The organism is Neobacillus terrae, from assembly GCF_011393025.1.
GTDB lineage: Bacteria > Bacillota > Bacilli > Bacillales > Cytobacillaceae > Neobacillus_A > Neobacillus_A terrae.
Genome location: NZ_JAAOEO010000002.1, coordinates 1 through 17729, shown reverse-complemented (window position 1 = coordinate 17729; position 17729 = coordinate 1). Strand labels below are relative to the sequence as shown.

The 17729-nt window shown below is 38.3% G+C and carries 15 protein-coding genes, 1 rRNA gene and 1 pseudogene; 4 read left to right on the top strand and 13 right to left on the bottom strand.

Features of this window, described 5'->3' with window-relative positions; all coding sequences use genetic code 11:
* Nucleotides 1–70 precede the first annotated feature (70 nt).
* Nucleotides 71–250: a hypothetical protein gene (locus tag G8761_RS02560; protein ID WP_166023367.1), complete on the bottom strand. Its 180-nt coding sequence runs from the start codon at nucleotides 248–250 to the stop codon at nucleotides 71–73.
* Between the two features lie 166 nt (nucleotides 251–416).
* On the opposite strand from G8761_RS02560, the gene G8761_RS02555 reads away from it, so the two are divergent.
* Nucleotides 417–1688: a dicarboxylate/amino acid:cation symporter gene (locus tag G8761_RS02555; RefSeq protein WP_166023365.1), complete on the top strand. Its 1272-nt coding sequence runs from the start codon at nucleotides 417–419 to the stop codon at nucleotides 1686–1688.
* 80 nt (nucleotides 1689–1768) lie between these two features.
* Here the strand turns inward: G8761_RS02555 and katA are convergent, their stop codons facing one another.
* A complete protein-coding gene (gene katA / locus G8761_RS02550) occupies nucleotides 1769–3226 on the bottom strand; it encodes a catalase KatA (RefSeq protein WP_166023363.1) in 1458 nt (485 codons plus the stop codon).
* A gap of 280 nt (nucleotides 3227–3506) precedes the next feature.
* On the opposite strand from katA, the gene G8761_RS02545 reads away from it, so the two are divergent.
* Entirely contained in the window at nucleotides 3507–3977 is a 471-nt protein-coding gene (locus G8761_RS02545; protein WP_166023362.1) for a VOC family protein, read from the top strand.
* 311 nt (nucleotides 3978–4288) lie between these two features.
* On the opposite strand, the pseudogene G8761_RS27795 reads toward G8761_RS02545, so the two are convergent.
* The 6 genes and pseudogenes from G8761_RS27795 to G8761_RS02520 all read right to left on the bottom strand — a co-directional run.
* Nucleotides 4289–4372: pseudogene (locus G8761_RS27795) on the bottom strand (DUF488 domain-containing protein); the annotation flags it as partial.
* A 35-nt stretch (nucleotides 4373–4407) separates the two neighbouring features.
* Nucleotides 4408–4656: a DUF488 domain-containing protein gene (locus G8761_RS02540; protein ID WP_338000906.1), complete on the bottom strand. Its 249-nt coding sequence runs from the start codon at nucleotides 4654–4656 to the stop codon at nucleotides 4408–4410.
* 47 nt (nucleotides 4657–4703) lie between these two features.
* Nucleotides 4704–5933 (bottom strand): MFS transporter, encoded by a 1230-nt coding sequence (locus G8761_RS02535; RefSeq protein WP_166023361.1) that lies wholly within the window; start codon nucleotides 5931–5933, stop codon nucleotides 4704–4706.
* 184 nt (nucleotides 5934–6117) lie between these two features.
* Nucleotides 6118–6492 carry a hypothetical protein gene (locus G8761_RS02530; protein WP_166023360.1) on the bottom strand — a complete coding sequence of 125 codons (375 nt, stop codon included), beginning with the start codon at nucleotides 6490–6492 and terminating at the stop codon, nucleotides 6118–6120.
* Between the two features lie 140 nt (nucleotides 6493–6632).
* Nucleotides 6633–7001 (bottom strand): hypothetical protein, encoded by a 369-nt coding sequence (locus G8761_RS02525; protein WP_166023359.1) that lies wholly within the window; start codon nucleotides 6999–7001, stop codon nucleotides 6633–6635.
* A gap of 38 nt (nucleotides 7002–7039) precedes the next feature.
* Nucleotides 7040–7936 carry a helix-turn-helix domain-containing protein gene (locus G8761_RS02520; RefSeq protein ID WP_166023358.1) on the bottom strand — a complete coding sequence of 299 codons (897 nt, stop codon included), beginning with the start codon at nucleotides 7934–7936 and terminating at the stop codon, nucleotides 7040–7042.
* A 727-nt stretch (nucleotides 7937–8663) separates the two neighbouring features.
* Between G8761_RS02520 and G8761_RS02515 the strand changes: the two genes are divergently transcribed.
* The gene (locus G8761_RS02515) at nucleotides 8664–9362 is read left to right on the top strand and encodes a DUF421 domain-containing protein (RefSeq protein ID WP_338000914.1); all 699 of its coding nucleotides are present in this window, start codon (nucleotides 8664–8666) and stop codon (nucleotides 9360–9362) included.
* Between the two features lie 31 nt (nucleotides 9363–9393).
* Here the strand turns inward: G8761_RS02515 and gntK (G8761_RS02510) are convergent, their stop codons facing one another.
* Entirely contained in the window at nucleotides 9394–10932 is a 1539-nt protein-coding gene (gene gntK / locus G8761_RS02510) for a gluconokinase (RefSeq protein WP_166023356.1), read from the bottom strand.
* Nucleotides 10933–11102: 170 nt separating this feature from the next.
* On the opposite strand from gntK (G8761_RS02510), the gene G8761_RS02505 reads away from it, so the two are divergent.
* Nucleotides 11103–11894 (top strand): MurR/RpiR family transcriptional regulator, encoded by a 792-nt coding sequence (locus G8761_RS02505; RefSeq protein WP_166023355.1) that lies wholly within the window; start codon nucleotides 11103–11105, stop codon nucleotides 11892–11894.
* 55 nt (nucleotides 11895–11949) lie between these two features.
* Here the strand turns inward: G8761_RS02505 and gntK (G8761_RS02500) are convergent, their stop codons facing one another.
* The 4 genes from gntK (G8761_RS02500) to rrf all read right to left on the bottom strand — a co-directional run bounded on the left by gntK (G8761_RS02500) (nucleotide 11950) and on the right by rrf (nucleotide 17573).
* On the bottom strand, nucleotides 11950–13494 hold the full coding sequence (gene gntK, locus G8761_RS02500) for a gluconokinase (RefSeq protein ID WP_338000912.1): 1545 nt from the start codon (nucleotides 13492–13494) through the stop codon (nucleotides 11950–11952).
* A gap of 318 nt (nucleotides 13495–13812) precedes the next feature.
* Entirely contained in the window at nucleotides 13813–15132 is a 1320-nt protein-coding gene (locus tag G8761_RS02495; RefSeq protein ID WP_207789070.1) for a GntP family permease, read from the bottom strand.
* A gap of 798 nt (nucleotides 15133–15930) precedes the next feature.
* Entirely contained in the window at nucleotides 15931–16980 is a 1050-nt protein-coding gene (locus tag G8761_RS02490) for a Gfo/Idh/MocA family protein (RefSeq protein ID WP_166023353.1), read from the bottom strand.
* A gap of 476 nt (nucleotides 16981–17456) precedes the next feature.
* Nucleotides 17457–17573: ribosomal RNA gene (gene rrf / locus G8761_RS02485) — 5S ribosomal RNA — on the bottom strand.
* Nucleotides 17574–17729: the final 156 nt, after the last annotated feature.

Below are 17729 nucleotides of genomic sequence, written 5' to 3'. Positions count from 1 at the left end.
AGGGGGATTTCCCCTCTTTTTTATCTGTTCTGTTGATTTTTGCTTCCGGAGCTCGCTTTCCGCGGGCGGATCACCTAGCCCCACGAGGAAGCTTCAGTACCAGACGTTGAAGTAAAAGAACGACTTCATCTTCAGGCCCTCCATCGCTTGTCGAGGCTGAACAAGGAACTTCCATTCCTCTTTCTCCTCCGCTCTTTACGACTGTGGGGTCTCCCCCCGCTGGAGTTTTGCGCTGCGGAACAATCAACATATTGCAAAATCACCCATAAGTTTATACACGCCTTTATTTAAAAATTTCCCATGACCAAAATGAACAAAACGAACAATAGCACCTAAAACACGACTTTTCTAAATATTTGGCTAATATTAAAGAAAGGGATGAAAGCGTTACCAAATCAGACAAAGGGGGACTTTAAATGAAAAAAGCACTAAATAATCTTACGGTGCGCGTTCTTATTGCAATCGTTCTTGGTATCATCACAGGAATTATCTTTCCTCAGTGGGCCGATTCACTAAAGCTTCTTGCAGATGCATTTATTAAATTAATCAAAATGGTTATTGCGCCAATCGTATTCTTTACTGTCGTAATAGGAATCGGAAGTATGGGAGATATGAAAAAGGTAGGGCGAATCGGGGGAAAAGCCTTGCTGTACTTTGAGATTGTTACGACATTTGCTCTTGCAATAGGTCTTCTTATTGTGAATGTCATTAAGCCTGGTCAAGGGTTCAATACTGCTGGAGCTAAGGGCGGAGATATCTCACAATATACTGAGCAGGCAAAAGCAGCGAGCCACGGAGCAGTTGAATTCTTTATGAATATCATTCCAGATAATATCATTGCGGCTATGGCAAAAGGCGAATTGCTTCCTATTCTCTTTTTTGCAGTTTTGTTTGGATTTGCACTTGCCGCTATGGGCGAGAAAGGGAAACCTGTTGTTACACTTTTTGAAAAACTGGCAGATGTATTCTTCGGAATTACAAACATGGTTATGAAATTTTCACCAATCGCTGCTTATGGTGCGATGTCTTTTACAATCGGAAAGTTCGGCGTAGCTTCGCTGCTTTCACTTGGAAAATTAATGGGCTCCGTTTATATTACAATGGCCTTGTTTATCATAGTTGTTTTGGGAGCAGTAGCAAAGTTCTACAAGTTTAATATCTTAAAGTTTATCGCTTATATTAAAGAAGAAATTCTGCTTGTTTTGGGTACTTCATCATCTGAATCTGCATTACCAAAAATGATGGAGCGACTTGAGAAATATGGATGTTCGAAGTCAGTGGTAGGGTTAGTTGTTCCAACAGGCTACTCCTTCAACCTTGACGGAACTGCTATCTATCTATCAATGGCGGCTATGTTTATCGCACAGGCTTATGGTGTTGATATGTCTATATGGCAGCAACTTACTCTGATGGGTATCCTAATGCTTACATCTAAGGGCGCTGCAGGCGTAACCGGTTCTGGCTTTATCACACTTGCTGCTACTTTAGCTGCATTCCCAAGCATTCCAGTTGAAGGTATTGCCCTGCTTCTAGGTGTTGACCGCTTTATGTCTGAAGCACGTGCCATTACAAACCTTATTGGTAATGGGGTTGCAACTGTAGTAATTGCTAAAACCGAAAATGAATTCCATCCACAAACAGTTACTGAAACCGAACCATTAAATCCATCTATAAAAATAGCTAACTAAATCAGAAATGTGCAGACACAGAAGCTAGACAATTATAAAGAAAAGCCGTTCTCATGTGGAACGGCTTTTCCTTATAATCTTTAAACTTCCTGAGGCAATGCAAGCCCCAATCCATTTGCAATACGAGTTCCGTAGTCTGGATCTGCTTTAAAGAAGTGCAGTACCTGGCGAAGTTTAATTTCTTCACTTTCCACCGGCTTCATAGCGCCAACAATATTGTTAACAAGGCGCTCTCTTTCCTCTTCACCCAGCAGCCTGTATAAATCTCCTGCCTGTGTATAATGATCATTATGATCGTATCCAACGCTGTCAGCTGCACCAGTTACTGCGAATGGTGCCTGTTTATTTTCTGGTGTTTCTTTTGGCCCTCCAAAGCTGTTTGGTTCATAATAAACAGCTCCCCCGCCATTATTATCAAACCTCATTTGTCCATCACGCTGATAATTATTTACCTCATTTCGCGGACGGTTGATTGGAAGCGCCTGATGATTTGCCCCAACACGATAGCGGTGGGCATCATGATAGGCGAACAAACGTCCTTGAAGCATTTTATCCGGTGATACATCAATACCTGGCACCAAGGTTCCTGGTGAGAATGTAGCCTGTTCTACTTCCGCAAAGTAATTTTCCGGATTCTTGTTAAGTACCATACGTCCTACTTCTACTAACGGATAATCCTTTTGAGACCAAACCTTCGTTACATCAAATGGATCAAAGCGGTACGTATTCGCATCCTCCAGCGGCATGATTTGAACATACAGCTTCCAGGCCGGGAAATCACCTTTTTCAATGGCATTAAACAAATCCTGTGTATGATAATCAGGATTTTCTCCAGCAATACGAGTTCCGACTTCCTCTGTCAGGTTTTTAATGCCCTGCTCAGTCTTAAAATGGTATTTCACCCAAACTCCATCACCTTCAGCGTTAACCCATTTGAAGGTATGGCTTCCAAAACCATGCATATGGCGATAGGTTGCCGGAATTCCCCTATCTGACATAAGAATCGTTACCTGATGAAGTGATTCAGGTGATAAAGACCAGAAATCCCAAATCGCTGTAGGATTCTTTAAATGAGTGACCGGGTGACGCTTCTGTGTATGTATAAAATCTGGGAATTTAATCGCATCACGAATAAAAAACACGGGTGTATTGTTGCCAACAAGGTCATAGTTTCCTTCTTCAGTATAAAACTTTACAGCAAAGCCTCGTGGATCCCGTACAGAATCAGCTGAACCGTTTTCACCTGCTACAGTTGAGAATCGGACAAACAATGGTGTACGTTTTCCTACCTGGGATAAGAAGTTTGCTTTTGTATATTTGGAAACATCGTTCGTTACTTCAAAATAACCATGTGCACCGGCACCTTTAGCATGTACAACTCTTTCAGGAACACGCTCTCTGTTAAAATGGGCAAGTTTTTCAAGAAGGTGAACATCCTGAATTAAAGTCGGACCCTGTGAACCAGCAGTCATTGAATTTTGATTATCCCCGACAGGTGCTCCCCAGCTTGTTGTAAGCTTTTGATCGTTATTCGTCATTTTAACATCTCCTCTTTTATCTAATTTCCTTCTATAAACCCAATGATAACATCTATCAATTAAAAATCAATACTTATCTATAATAATTTTAAATAAATAACTGGTATAAAATTATTAATACTAGCCTTATAGTTATAAATCTATTCAATATGTACAAAAAGTATCACAGGTTTTCATTGAAAAAATTCAGACCTTTGGTGTAGAAATGTTCCTTCGAAAGGAGAATGCTTGGCTGTCTTTTGTCTTTTATAATAAATATATTACCAGGAGGGGGATTATTATGAGAAATGCAAAGTTATATGAAACACATGTAAATACGTCGAACTTGGAAACTGCAGTAGAATTTTATAAAAGGCTTGGCCTTGAACTAGCTCATTTAATTGAGGAAAGAAGAGTAGCTTTCTTTTGGCTTGGTGATCCAGGAATTAAAGAACAAATGCTGGGTGTGTGGGAGGTTCCAGAAGAAGAATTTTTCCGATCACACTTCGCCTTTTATGTTTCCCTTGAAGAGCTGCTGAAGGTGCCTGGTTTCCTGGGAGCAAGAGGCATCTCCGTCGTCTCTTCCTTTGGGCTGGATGAAACAGAACCAGTCGTGCATCCTTGGATGCCAGCTGCCGCCTATTATTTTAAGGATCCTAATGGAAATTCACTCGAGTATTTGGCTTTGATTGATGGGAAACCAAGGCCGGATATGCATGTGGTACATTTAAGCGAATGGGAGAAATTAAGTAAAAAAGCCGATAACGGGTAAATGCAAAAGGCTGTCTCGGGTTTAAGCGAGACAGCCTTTTTGATTTTTAGAATAATATAAAGATCCGGAGCATTGCTGAGTAACAAAAGCGGGCAGAGCTTCAAGAAGAATGTATTTTAGAAGCACGCTCAATGACTAAATCCTCTCTAGTTGACTGGTAAAATGTCGAGGCCCTCTCTGGGATACCACTTCATAAAGGGACCACCAAAATGTCCGTTATACCGCCTCTATTGGAAGAAATCCCATAAAGGGTCCATTTAAATGTCCTCTAGAACCCCTCTTAGAAAAAGAACTTTAATAAAGTGTTTTCATCAGGAATCCAGCCTTCTGTTCAGTTCCTCTTTAAGAACCTGGGCGTGGTTAAAAATAGGATCCTTTGCAGCAAATAAAAGAGTAACGGTTTTTTCTTTGCTTAATTGAACTAAATCTTTTAATTTACGCTTTTTGTTTCATCATTTTGCAATTCATACAGGTATTTTTCTTTAAACTTTTGAAAGCGTTCAGGGTTATGATTAAACCACTTTCTCAATTCTGTATCTGGTGCAATATCCCTTTCCCAAAAAGACAATCTTGCTTCCGCCTTGCTGACTCCTCTTGGCCAAATACGATCTATAAGAACTCGCTCTCCATCCTCTTCACTATAAGGCTCATATATCCTTTTTAAATAGATTCCAGTCATAGTACACCTAATTTATATTTTTTATCCATGACCTTAGTTTACTCCATTTAAGCTGGTCTAATCGCATGCCTTTTTTCAACCCTTAACGCTACAAAAAGAAATGAACAACCTGCCGTAAACCTTATTAGTGAAATTAATATCATAGCAGAGTCCATTCCATAAAGGTTCAATAGGTGTACACCAAATTGTGGTGCTATAAAGCCAATCACAGATAAGAGAAAATTATAGTTGGCAATATAAGAGGTTCGATTTTTTTCAGGTGAAGCCTTTAAAAGCTGATTGAAAAGAAGAAGGTTTGTTCCTGAAACAAAAAGCCCTATCCATAGATTGATTAACGCAATATACACGAGATTAACCGATAAAATAGTCAAAGCAGGAGCTGTTGCCATCCCTGCTGCAGCAACGAATAATACCATCGTGTTGCCCCAGCGGTCTGCTGCTTTTGCCCACCACTTGATGCTGACTATTTGGGCAAGCTGATTCGTTACTGAAAATAAACTGAACCATAATGCAGTAGCGTGAGCTTCTCTAATATGATAGATACTAAAAAGTGACCAGGCCATTTGTGCTCCAAAGTTAAATAAAAGACCACAGATCACAAAGGATAGATATGGCTTATAGGTAAATACTGCAAATGATAATTTTCGTTTTGAAAACTCATTCTTTTCTTGTTTGGCGGATTGGATTGGATCTATTTTGTGCTTCATTAGAAAGTAAACTTCGGCCAGGGCAAATAAAAAGCCAGCCACAAATAATATTTGATAAGGGAAAGCGCTATTTTTATCAAAGTGCTGCAGGTATAATCCTGTACCAAAAGTTACTGCCATTGCAGTAATCGTCGTTAATCGATTGCGGGTGCTAAAAAATTCCCCTCTTCTCTTTTCTTCCACGACATCCCCAATCAGCGACTGCCATGAAAGCCCTGAGAGCGCTCCTGGAAAGTTTAATAAACCTGTTAATACCACTAGGGCCCATGCAGCCCAGGAATGTGATAAGAACGGAACAAACATAATGAGCATAAAAAGAAATCTAGTAAAAAAAGTTGTTCCTACCGCTATATTCTTTATATTTTGGGAGCGATTTAACCACATGGTACCGGGTATAAGTGCAAGCATGCCAATGATGGATGGCAAAGATGTTATAAGACCCATCTGCTGGTTGGTTGCTCCAAGAACGCTCAGGGCGAAAAGTGGAATATATCCATTTACTGATGTAGTAGATACCGTAGAAGCTATTCCATGTTGTATACTTAATTTTTCATTTGCTGTTAATTTCAATGCTGATGTCTCTCCTTTTTCAATGTGCCGAAATGGATTGTATATCGGCGCTTTTCTAAAGGCAATACAAGCAGCAAAAAACAGTTATAATAGCATACCTTCTCAATTGAGAACCAATTACTTTTTTCACAATCAGGAAGAAAAAAATTCCCCTGCTCTGCAATTTAGAGAAAGGGAATCCGTTTTAGATATTTTTCTGTTGAGCTTTTAGAAAAAAGCTTAGCAGACTGAATCTTGATTTCAGGGCTGGTTTTGGCATTTCAATTTCTGCATTGCTATATCCGCAAGTAAAACATAGTTTATCATGTCCTATTGTCTCCAGAGCCTTTGCTATGAGATTATTCCGATTAGCATTTACAGTTTTTATCGCAAATCGAATATCCATCAGTAATTCAAAAGGTGCATTCTCACATAGCAGCAACTCCTCCGCTTTTTCCAGAAAAAGTTCTCTGTCCATATCTTGCTCTTCTAAGATTTCTGTAAGTCTTTTCTTAAACTCTTCTCTAATAAAAAGCTTCGCCAGACACTGGGGACAATATCTAAGATCGAAATTAACCAATCAGATGCACCTTCCTGAATATGGAATTATTAATATAATTATAAAACTATTCAGAATAAATATCTCTAGGTAATTGTAATTAAAATTAAAAAGACTGGATATAGTTATCCAGTCCCTAGTAATTTATTAGTATGCTTCTTTTACGCTAAGTCAGAACCAGTAGTAATCGCATGCTGAGTTGGAAAATCACTGATGATCCCTGCATATTTTGGCATTATTACATGCTGAGTTGGAAAATCACTGATGATTCCCGCATATTTTGGCGTTATTACATGCTGGGTTGGAAAATCACTGATTATCCCTGCATATTCTGGTGTTACTACATGCTGGGTTGGAAAGTCACTGATGATTCCTGCATATTCTGGTGTTACTACATGCTGGGTTGGAAAGTCACTAATAATCCCAGCATATTGTGATAACTGATGATGGAATGTTACTGTTGCTCCTATAGAAACCGATGAAGTAAGAATTCCAAATGCACAAATTGAGGCTCTTAGAAGTTTTTTCATATTTTATCCCCCTAAATTTTTTAATTGTGTAAATATTATCATAATAGAATAACTTTTTCCATTTCTTGCTTAATAAAGTCTACATATTTTGAATGATTTTGTATTTCAAAGACTTGGAGTGATTTTCCTAAGTTCTCTTTCCCTTCTTTCATTTTTCCAAGGCTTAGGAAATTAAATCCAGTTTGATAAAAGAATTCTCCAAATAAATACATAACCTCATCATTAATACATTGGCTGATTCCCTTTTGACTATACGTCAAGGATTCTTCAAATCTCTCTAGACCTGATAATGCCTGTGATAGGCCAAATAAAGCTCTTAAACGAACCCTTGGAACAGACATGCTTGGCAAATTATCCATATCCTCTAAGGCTTCTTTTAATAAATTAATTGACTCCTCAAAATTGCTTGCATCTTTTTCTATTAAAGCAATCGCAACTAATATCTCGATTTCTCTCTCTGTTAAACCTTTTCTTGAAGGATTTGTGATTTCAATGGCTTCATAGAGTTTTTTTATAACTTCATCTTTATTGCCTTTACTATCTCCCTCAAGATAATACTCAGAAATTGCTTCATGCCATAATAAAAACTGTTTACTAGACGGATGTGAAAATATCGGGTTTTCCTTTTCCTGTAACACGATATCATGGATAGCAGAATAATTCCTATCTCTTTTATACTTTTCGATTAGATCAAATACAGCTGAAACATAATTGACAGAACCAGCTGAAGCAAAGTCAAAAAAGTCGCTTACTTCGACATTTAACTTTTCTGCCAATTTATAAATTTGATCAAGGGCAGGATATTTTTTGTTTTTTTCAATTTCGATAAGATCTTCTTCTGAGCATACTCCCTGAGCTAATTCTTTAATCTCGATTCCCTTGTAAACTCTTAATGAATGCAGTATTTCACCAAAATTAATGTTTTCTGTCCCCATTATTTATTGGCTCCTCTCTCTTTAAACTCTATCTCTATATATTTTGTTATGTTGAATTTATTAGAGGTATTACATTATTATTCAACTTGCTCTGTCGTATTCCCTTCAAAATCGACAAAATCCTTTTAAAGATGTTGGGAAAAATTTTTTACACGAGGTCAATTTTCCATCATTTTAAAAGATAGCCGTCTATAAAAGTTCATGGAGTCATTACTTACATCACCCAGCTTTTACGGACTTCTATAGAAAATTCAATAAAAGCATTACTTTGAGCTGTACTTATGATATTTAACACAACAGGCTCATAGAAAAATTTTCCTCATTAAAGCAGGGTTACTCTCTAGGGGTTATTCATTAATAAATTAGCTTTACCAAGCATGAATACCCCATCGCAAATGGCTCACTCTATTTTTCCCAATTCTACAAATTTATTTAGCGCGATCAGGGATTGGACTACGTCTGTAAATCCCCTCCTGGAATGATTAAAGCCTCCTATTCATCCGCTTGCAATTCATATCTGGAATGACATTTAAGCATGCCTCCGATTTGAAGGGCCTTCTCATCTGCATGCAGTTCATTGGTGTCTCTGAGCATGGAGGTGGCTGGATAAATTTCAAAAACACTTTTTCCATTCCTCTCCCCTTTAATTAATTTTCATATTATCTAATCTTTTGGTCAATAATGGAATGGATAATTCTTTGTAAAGGATGGGTAAAGATTGGAAGATGTGTTTGATTCGATTTTTCGTACTGGTGTTTCTTTCATTATTTTGATGGTCATTTCCACATGGATAGGAAAACAGGTTAATTCCCATAACAATCATTATAATTTTGCCTTATCGATAACCATTGGGTCATTTATAGCGAATATGAGTTTTCACACTACATTACATTTCACTCCAATGCTGATGTCCTTCTTTACTCTCATATTACTGTATTTATTGGCATCTATTATTTCATCAAGAAGCAGAAAACTTCGGTTATGGTTTTCTGGAGAACCAACGGTTGTTATACAAGATGGAAAAATTCTCGACTCAAATATGAAAAAGATAAGATATTCCCTGGACGATTTAAACCAGCAGCTTAGAGAACAAGGGATTTTTAATTTTTCTGAGGTCGATTATGCTTTGTTGGAGGTAAGCGGCAAATTATCTGTGATGAAAAAACCCCAGCATCTGGCCTTGACCAAACAGGATTTTTACCAAAGGAGAATTGAACAGGAAAACCTGCCTTTAGAAATTATCATGGATGGAAAAACTGTTGAGAAAAATTTTAATTCACAATATACAAAATCTTGGCTTGAACAGGAGCTTTCGGAGAGAAAACTGAAAATGGAGGACATCTTTTATGCGGTCATTTCTTCGAATGGGGCTCTTATCATTGATGTTTATGATGATAATATTAAATCCCCTTTAGACAAGGAATAGAGGCTGTCTATGCTTCGACAGCCTCTATCCTTTATACCCATTTCTTTTGAAACGCGGAAATGCTTTCGTATTCTTCCTGCAGCAATCTAGATAACCTTATATAAATCGGGGTCAAGTCCTGGTAGATGGCGACATTTTCACAATTTGGAGTGTGATGAAAGGTTGCACCTACCATCTTATCGACCACTTCTATTGATTCCACTTCCCCAAGACTATAAAGGCCAAGAATTGCTGCTCCGAGACAGGAGCTTTCAAAGCTTTCCGGAATGTATACCTCATGATTAAAGATGTCAGCCATCATCTGGCGCCAAAGTTCAGATCTAGCAAAACCGCCAGTAGCATGAATTTTTTGCGGCTCACCAATTAACTCTGTTAAAGCGAGAAGAACCGTATATAAGTTAAATATAACACCCTCAAGGACAGCTCTTATAAGATGTTCCTTTTTATGATGCATACCCAATCCGAAAAAAGATCCTCTAGCATTAAAGTTCCATAAGGGAGCTCTTTCACCAGCCAAATAAGGATGAAATAGCAGCCCGTCAGAACCAGGAGTTACCCTGTCAGCGATTTCAGTTAATACCTCATACGGGTCCTTGCCTAGTCTCTTAGCTGCAGAAACCTCCGTATCACCTAGCTGATCCCGGACCCATCTGAAGATCATGCCGCCATTATTAACAGGCCCTCCAATGACCCAATGCTTTTCAGTTAAAGCATAGCAAAAGATCCTGCCCTTTGGATCGGTCATTGGCCTGTCTACGACAGCCCTAATTGCCCCGCTCGTGCCAATGGAAACTGCTACAACACCTGGCTGAATGGCATTAACACCAAGATTGGATAAAACCCCGTCCCCTGCTCCTACTACAAAAGGAGTTGACGGAAGCAGATTCATTTCTTTTGCATACTCTTCTTTAAGCCCTTCAATCTTGTAGGTGGTAGGTACTGGTTCAGACAGTTTTTCAGGTGTAATCCCTGCTATTGCCAGTGCTTCACTGTCCCAGGTTAATGTATGTATATTAAACAATCCTGTTGCAGAAGCAAGGGAGTAATCAACAAAATACCTGCCAAATAACTTGTTAAAAATGTACTCTTTTATCGAAATAAACTTATATGTACTGTTAAACACTTCTGAATAATCATTCCTTAGCCACACTAATTTTGAGAGCGGGGACATGGGATGAATAGGGGTGCCTGTACGCAGGTAAATTTCATGGCCGTTCATTTCAGTTTTGATTTTTTCCACCCATTCAGAACTCCTGTTATCTGCCCAGGTAATACATTCTGTCAATGGTTTTCCAGCTGTATCAACTGCTATAACACTATGAAGCACAGAACTAAATGATACACACTGGATTTTATCTGGGGAAACATTGCTTCCCTGTATAGCTTTTTTAATTGAATTTATAACAGCCCTGAATATTTCTTCCGGGTCCTGTTCAGCTGTTTCAGGTGTAGGCGAGTGCAGCGGATATTCAATACTATAGTTGGAAACTACGGTACCATCCTTCGAAAATAAAACTGCTTTTGCACTTGTTGTTCCAATGTCTACACCAATTACATATGTTGTGTGCACAATCTAATGCCTCCTCGAAAAACCTCTTCGATTCCATGTCAAAATCTATCTTATTTATTAATTATACATCATTAAAAATTATTTTCTTACAGCAAACGTTTTCAATAAAATTTTTTTCATCCTTTAATTATGCTATACTCCAATTAGGAACGCTAGAAAGGGAAATAGCAATGGCACAAAATTGTTTAGGAACTATTCGTTCCATTTATCCAAAGTTAAGCGAGAAAGAAAAAAAAATTGCAGATTATATACTGGAAAACCCGGAGATTGTGATCCATCGGACTATTAATGAAGTAGCCGATGATTTAAATCTTGCAGATGCCACTGTTTTTCGTTTCTCAAAAAGGATTGGTTTTAAAGGGTTCCAGGCCATGAAAATCTCTCTTGCTTCAGAAATAATAAGTTCTGACCCTAAGAAAGTGAGCTCTCAAAACGATAACAATGATAATGATAACCTTAGCCAAACTATATTTAAAACTACCATAACATCCCTTGAAAATACTCTCGAACGTCTGGATGATAATGCTTTCTCTAAAGCTGCGGATTTGATTCTAAATGCAGATAGGGTGCAATTTTTCGGAACAGGCACCTCTTCCTTCCTTGCACTCGATGCCTTTCAAAGATTTTCAAGTGCAGGAATAAAAGCATCAGCGTTCCTTGAAACTCAGTTTCAGTTAACAACAGCTTCTCAATTATCCAAAAATGATGTGGCAGTTATTGTCTCAAAATCGGGAAGCAGTCAAGAAACAGTCTCTATCCTTGAAACAATAAAAAAAACCAGTGCCTCATTGATTGGCATAACCGGTTTTTCTCAATCACCGGTTAGTTTAAACACAGACGTAGCTCTCTATTCTTTTACTGATCGAACAGATGAGCCTGCTTCACTTTCTTCGAGAATTGTGCTGTTAACCCTGCTGGACGCCTTATATATGACTGTTTTATCACAAACAAATCATAAATGAACCTAGTTCTTTAACCGCAAGAACCTCACCTATTAAAGGTGAGGTTCTTTACATATTAATGTACCCATTTCTTTTGGAATGATGCTATTCTCTGGTAGTCTTCATTTAACGACCGAGAAACATGGATATAAATAGGGGCAAGCTCCTCATAAATCTCAACATTTTTTTGGATAGGCTTATGATAGTGGCTTGCTCCTACCATTTCAGAAACAACATTTAAAGAGTCCACCAGTCCAAGACTATACAAACCTAAAATAGCTGCTCCCAAACAAGAGCTTTCAAAACTTTCCGGGACATATAACTCCTGGTTAAATATATCAGCCATCATCTGCCGCCATAACTGAGACCTTGCAAAGCCACCAGTAGCTTGTATCTTTTTAGGTTCCCCGATTAACTCTTTAAGAGCAAGAAGGACCGTATAGAGGTTAAAAATAACACCTTCTAGGACAGCACGGATAAGATGCTCTTTTTTATGGTGAAGGCCTAGCCCGAAAAAGGATCCTCTCGCATTTGCATCCCATAAAGGGGCACGTTCGCCGGATAAATAAGGATGGAACAGCAATCCATCAGCTCCTGGTTTTACCTTTGCAGCAATCTGGGTGAGAACCTCATAAGGATCCATTCCTAATCTCTTCGCCGTTTCAATTTCAGAAGCTCCAAGCTGGTCTTTTACCCAACGAAAAATCATGCCTCCATTATTAACAGGACCGCCTACAACCCAATGATTTTCTGTTAAAGCGTAACAGAAAATACGTCCTTTAGGATCTGTTACCGGTTTTTCCGTTACTGTGCGAATTGCACCACTGGTTCCGATTGTAACGGCAAGTGACCCTGGTTCAATCGCATTGACTCCCAGGTTTGACAGCACCCCATCACTAGCCCCTACCACAAAAGGAGTGTCAGCCAACAGGTTCATTTCATTCGCGTACATAGCGTTTATACCCGTAAGGCTGAAGGTTGTAGAGACAGGATCAGATAATTTATCAGCAGTTACTCCCGCTACCTTTAATGCCTCCTCATCCCATTTTAATTCCTTCAAATTGAACATTCCTGTTGCTGATGCAATAGAGTAATCAATTACATATCGTCCAAACAGTTTATAAAAAACGTATTCTTTAATAGAAATGAACTTTGAGGCTTTTGAGAAAATTTCCTGTTCCTCATTTTTCATCCATAATAACTTGGAAAGCGGAGCCATCGGGTGAAGAGGTGTACCTGTCCGAAGATAAATATTATGGCCATCCATCTCATTTCTTATTTTCTCAGTCCATTTTGCACTTCTATTATCTGCCCATGTAATGCATGGTGATATTGGTTTTCCCTCTTGATCGACTGCAATGACACTATGCATAGCAGAGCTAAAGGAAACACACACAATATCAGAAGAAGGAACTCCGCCTTTTATTATTGCTTCTTTAATCGTTTTTACCACTGCATTCATAATTTCTTCAGGATCTTGCACAGCCGTATCAGGTGTAGGAGAATAAAGCGGATATTCAATTCCATGGCTTGAAATAACTTTTCCTTTATCAGAAAATAAAACTGACTTTGTACTGGTAGTTCCGATATCTACACCTATGACATATTTTGAGCCCATAATTTTTCCTCCTTAAACCTACAACACCAATAGGATGTTCCTTTTAGAACTTTTTAATTAATCTATGGTGCTTTTCACACAGCAAAATTTCCTTTTAAAGCAGCAGCCACTTTTTTAAAAAAGTTACCAAGAATATCTCAGCATTAACAATATCCACACATCTTCTTTTAACTGAAATCCTTCTGAAAAAATATTTCATTTACTAATTATTATGCGAAAATAATTTTAACACAAAAAATACTATGGTGAAAATTTTTTTCGCAAAAAGAAAAAACTGGCATGGGGTTATAATTATTACCCCATAGCCAGCTTTTCATGATATTAAACAAATAGATCTAATACTAGAGCAAGTCCGAAAGCGACAAATGAAAGAATTGTTTCCAAAACAGTCCATGTTTTAAAAGTTTCAGGTACGCTTAAACCAAGATATTCTTTAACCATCCAGAAACCAGCATCGTTAACGTGTGAGAACATTAATGAACCGGCACCAGTAGCAATAACAAGAAGTTCAAGATTAACACCAGTCATATGCTGAATTATTGGAGAAACAATTCCTGCTGCAGTTGTTAGGGCTACTGTAGCAGAACCAGTTGCGATACGGATTAAGCCTGCAATAATAAACGCAAGTACTAAAGGTGACAGTGAGAAATGCTGAGCCATATCTCCAATTGTAGTACCAACACCGCTGTCAATCAGGATTTGTTTAAATCCGCCACCAGCACCGATGATGGCAATGATAGAGCCAACTGGCAAAAAGCATTCTTCAATCAAAGTTTTAACTCGAGTTTTATCCAATCCTTGACGGAAACCAAGGAAATACATTGCTGCAAAAGCTGAGATTAATAAGGCGATTAATGGACTTCCGATAAATCCAAGGAATTTTGCTAACCCAGCCGATAGGCCAATATATGGAGCAAATGCAGAAAATACCATTAAAATGACAGGAAGCAGGATGACGAAGAAAGATATTCCTGTGCCAGGAAGCTTTCTTTCCACTTCTTCAACTTTAATAAGTACAGGTTCTCCTTCTGGAATAACGCGTTTAGAGATCCATTTTGCAAATACCGGCCCTCCAAGAATGGCCGTAGGAATTGCGATAATAAGGGAGTATAAAAGAACTCTGCTCATATTTGCATTATAAATTCCAATTGCAGCAATGGCTCCAGGATGCGGAGGAACCAATCCATGAACAATGGATAACCCTGCAATTGCTGGCAAACCGATAAGAAGCAGATTCTGCTTAGAAGTTTTTTGTAATGAAATAACCAATGGAAGAACTATTAAAATTCCTACTTCAAAAAATACAGGAAGACCAATAATGAATCCTGCAAGGAGCATTGCCCAAGGCAGCCTTTTGATTCCAAAGGTACGTACAAAGAAATTGGCTACCTGAACCCCTGCACCAGACTCGGCCATTAACTTACCTAAAATAGTACCAAGTGCCAAGATGCCTACTAAGTGTCCAAGTGCTCCTCCGACACCTGTTTCAATGCCGCTAACAATCTTATCCATAGATAATCCTGAAAAAATAGCCAGGAATAATGTTGCAACTGTTAAGCTGATAAACGCATGCCACTTAAACCATGAAACCCCAATGATAACAATAACAATAGCTAATAATGTAACGATTAAATGAGACATTATTATTTCCCCTCCTCTTTTAAAAACAAATATGGGCTTAGCCCACGTCTTTCATTATCCCCAACCAATTTTCTTTTTATATGGCTCAATAAATGAAAGCACTTTCAATCCCTATACTTATTATACGAAATAAAATTTCTTTCTTCAACATAAAAGTGAAATTTTTTTTCTTAAAAATTTTTCCAAAAAAAATCCTTACCCATTTTGATTGGGATTCTTCTCGTTTAACTGCTTATGTATTTAACAAGTGGGCTTTTTAATGAGTTTTCAAATATAACTGGCTTGAATCAAAGAGAAGTGAAATAATTTATCCATGCTGTCAGAGTCAGTAATACTCCCAAGCCTTTTTTCATTTAGGTGAAAAATTTCTGCAGCCTCCCCGGAGTACTCAATAATTTTGGCACTTTCATGTATCATTAAATATGGAACTGCAATGAATAACTATGATAGGACATTTTTTCTATCCTCTGTACCCTTCGAATTTAGCCAAGTATCCAGAGTACCCAAGTCATTCATAATTTCTACCCTATTTTTATCTATTTTTAAATCATAGCCTCTTTCTTCGAATATAAGAGTCACAATCTTCAGACCAAAATAATCCTTTTCCCCTTCTACACATAAAAACATTGCTTTTTTTGCCGATGCTTTCCTTTTTCCTCGGCTGGAGAATATAGTCTTGAAATAATGAAATCACAAACACCAGTCGCAACATGCTCCTCAGCAACTGCAAAAAGCCTCCCAATAAAAACTTTTTCGATAATAATCATCCAAAACTATCTTTTGGTGTCATAGATGATTCTATAAATACAGCTTGACGGCTTCCCCTTTTAAAGCAGATCCATATAATGCGTGAACAATCTTTTGAAGAATCACTCCCTGGTGAGGTGTGGACAGGTTCTGTTTTCCTTCTAATATGGCGTTTATAAAATGATGGATTTCCTCTTTGTACATATTTTTCTTAGGAAGAAAAACAGGCTGAATATCAATTAAAGTCCCGTGCTTTTCCTGAAAAATCTTTAAAGGAAAAAGATTTGCTCCGCCCTTTTCACCCAATAGGGATACCTGCATTTCTTCCGATGCTTCCACATTGGCAGCAAATGCGGTTTCGAGTAATAGGGAAGAACCATTTTTAAATGTAATCATACCTCTGGCCATATCTTCTACAGAAAAATTCTCCCAATCCCATTCTCCAAGAAGGCCTACTCCCTTCCGATTCCCAAGCTTTTGATAGGCTGTACCAAAAACAGTATCCGGCTCCGGGTAACCCATTAAATACAAAGCACTATCAAGCATGTGAACACCTATATCAATAAGAGGCCCGCCTCCCTGAAGCTCTTTATTAGCAAATACTCCCCAGCCCGGAATCCCCCTGCGACGAACAGCTTTAACTGTGCCTGCGTAGATTTCTCCTAATTCATCTTCTTGAATAAATTTTTTTAATGTTTGAACCTCTGGGGAATACCTATAATGAAAGCCATAAGCTAATATCATTCCGGTTTTCTTTGAGGTAGCTTCCATTAATGCTGCTTCTTCAGGAGTAATTGCTGGGGGCTTTTCACACAGAACATGACATCCGGCTAACAATGCAGCAATAGTTTGTTCAGCATGAAATTTATTGGGAGTACAAATACTTACCGCATCCAACTTCATTTCATTAAGCATATCCTGGTAATTTTCAAACACATGCGGAATAGAAAATTGTTCTGCCACTACCTCTGCTTTTTCTATATTATGATTAGAGATTGCTACCACTTCAACTTCCGGCCCATAGTTTTGATAATTGGGGATATGGGCTCCAGCAGCAATACCACCCGCCCCGATAATTCCTATTCTCATACTCATATACATTACTCCTTTTAAATAAACACTAATATTTCTTTACGTTAAATAATACCTCATATGTTGCGGAAATGTTGGGGTGATGACTAATGAAATAACGCTGGCATATGGAACAATATTTTAAGATGTCATTTAATCTGAGAGATGCTTATCGGGCTGAAAGGAAGAATACCCCAATTGGTTTTACGATAATTCAACAAAGGTATTAAAGAGAAATGTTTTAATAGCTATAAGTAGTTTCGAGCATAAATTCATATAGCCGTGAGGGATAAAGGAATTTGGTGTTACATAGGATAAGGGAATGGGTGACGGAGGTAGCGTAAATTCCCCTGTGATCTACTTGTTTCTTGACAATTCAAGTATAAAAGTGTTGGACGATGTTGCGGGTATTTTTTTTCCGAAAAGTTGTACCTAGACCACAACAATTATTTATAGAGCCTAGATTTCAATGAAAAAAGACAACCCATACAGGTTGTCTTTCGTTTGCCTGGCAACGTCCTACTCTCACAGGGACGCATGTCCCAACTACCATCGGCGCTGAGAAGCTTAACTTCCGTGTTCGGTATGGGAACGGGTGTGACCTTCTCGCCATTGCTGCCAGACTATGTTTGAGGTTCATTCCCTCAAAACTAGATAATGTATAGAAGAAGAAGTAAACCGAATATCGCTTGTATTACTGACTTGGTTAAGTCCTCGATCGATTAGTATCAGTCAACTCCATGCGTCACCGCACTTCCATCTCTGACCTATCTACCTGA

Bases quoted from the DNA above. Each gene is read 5' to 3' on its own strand.
- G8761_RS02520 (WP_166023358.1), bottom strand. From the start codon at position 7,936: ATGGGGACAGAAAACATTAATTTTGGTGAAATACTGCATTCATTAAGA.
- G8761_RS02560 (WP_166023367.1), bottom strand. From the start codon at position 250: ATGTTGATTGTTCCGCAGCGCAAAACTCCAGCGGGGGGAGACCCCACA.
- G8761_RS02495 (WP_207789070.1), bottom strand. From the start codon at position 15,132: ATGTCTCATTTAATCGTTACATTATTAGCTATTGTTATTGTTATCATT.
- G8761_RS02490 (WP_166023353.1), bottom strand. From the start codon at position 16,980: ATGTATATGAGTATGAGAATAGGAATTATCGGGGCGGGTGGTATTGCT.
- G8761_RS02505 (WP_166023355.1), top strand. From the start codon at position 11,103: ATGGCACAAAATTGTTTAGGAACTATTCGTTCCATTTATCCAAAGTTA.
- G8761_RS02540 (WP_338000906.1), bottom strand. From the start codon at position 4,656: ATGACTGGAATCTATTTAAAAAGGATATATGAGCCTTATAGTGAAGAG.
- G8761_RS02525 (WP_166023359.1), bottom strand. From the start codon at position 7,001: ATGAAAAAACTTCTAAGAGCCTCAATTTGTGCATTTGGAATTCTTACT.
- katA (WP_166023363.1), bottom strand. From the start codon at position 3,226: ATGACGAATAACGATCAAAAGCTTACAACAAGCTGGGGAGCACCTGTC.
- G8761_RS02555 (WP_166023365.1), top strand. From the start codon at position 417: ATGAAAAAAGCACTAAATAATCTTACGGTGCGCGTTCTTATTGCAATC.
- G8761_RS02545 (WP_166023362.1), top strand. From the start codon at position 3,507: ATGAGAAATGCAAAGTTATATGAAACACATGTAAATACGTCGAACTTG.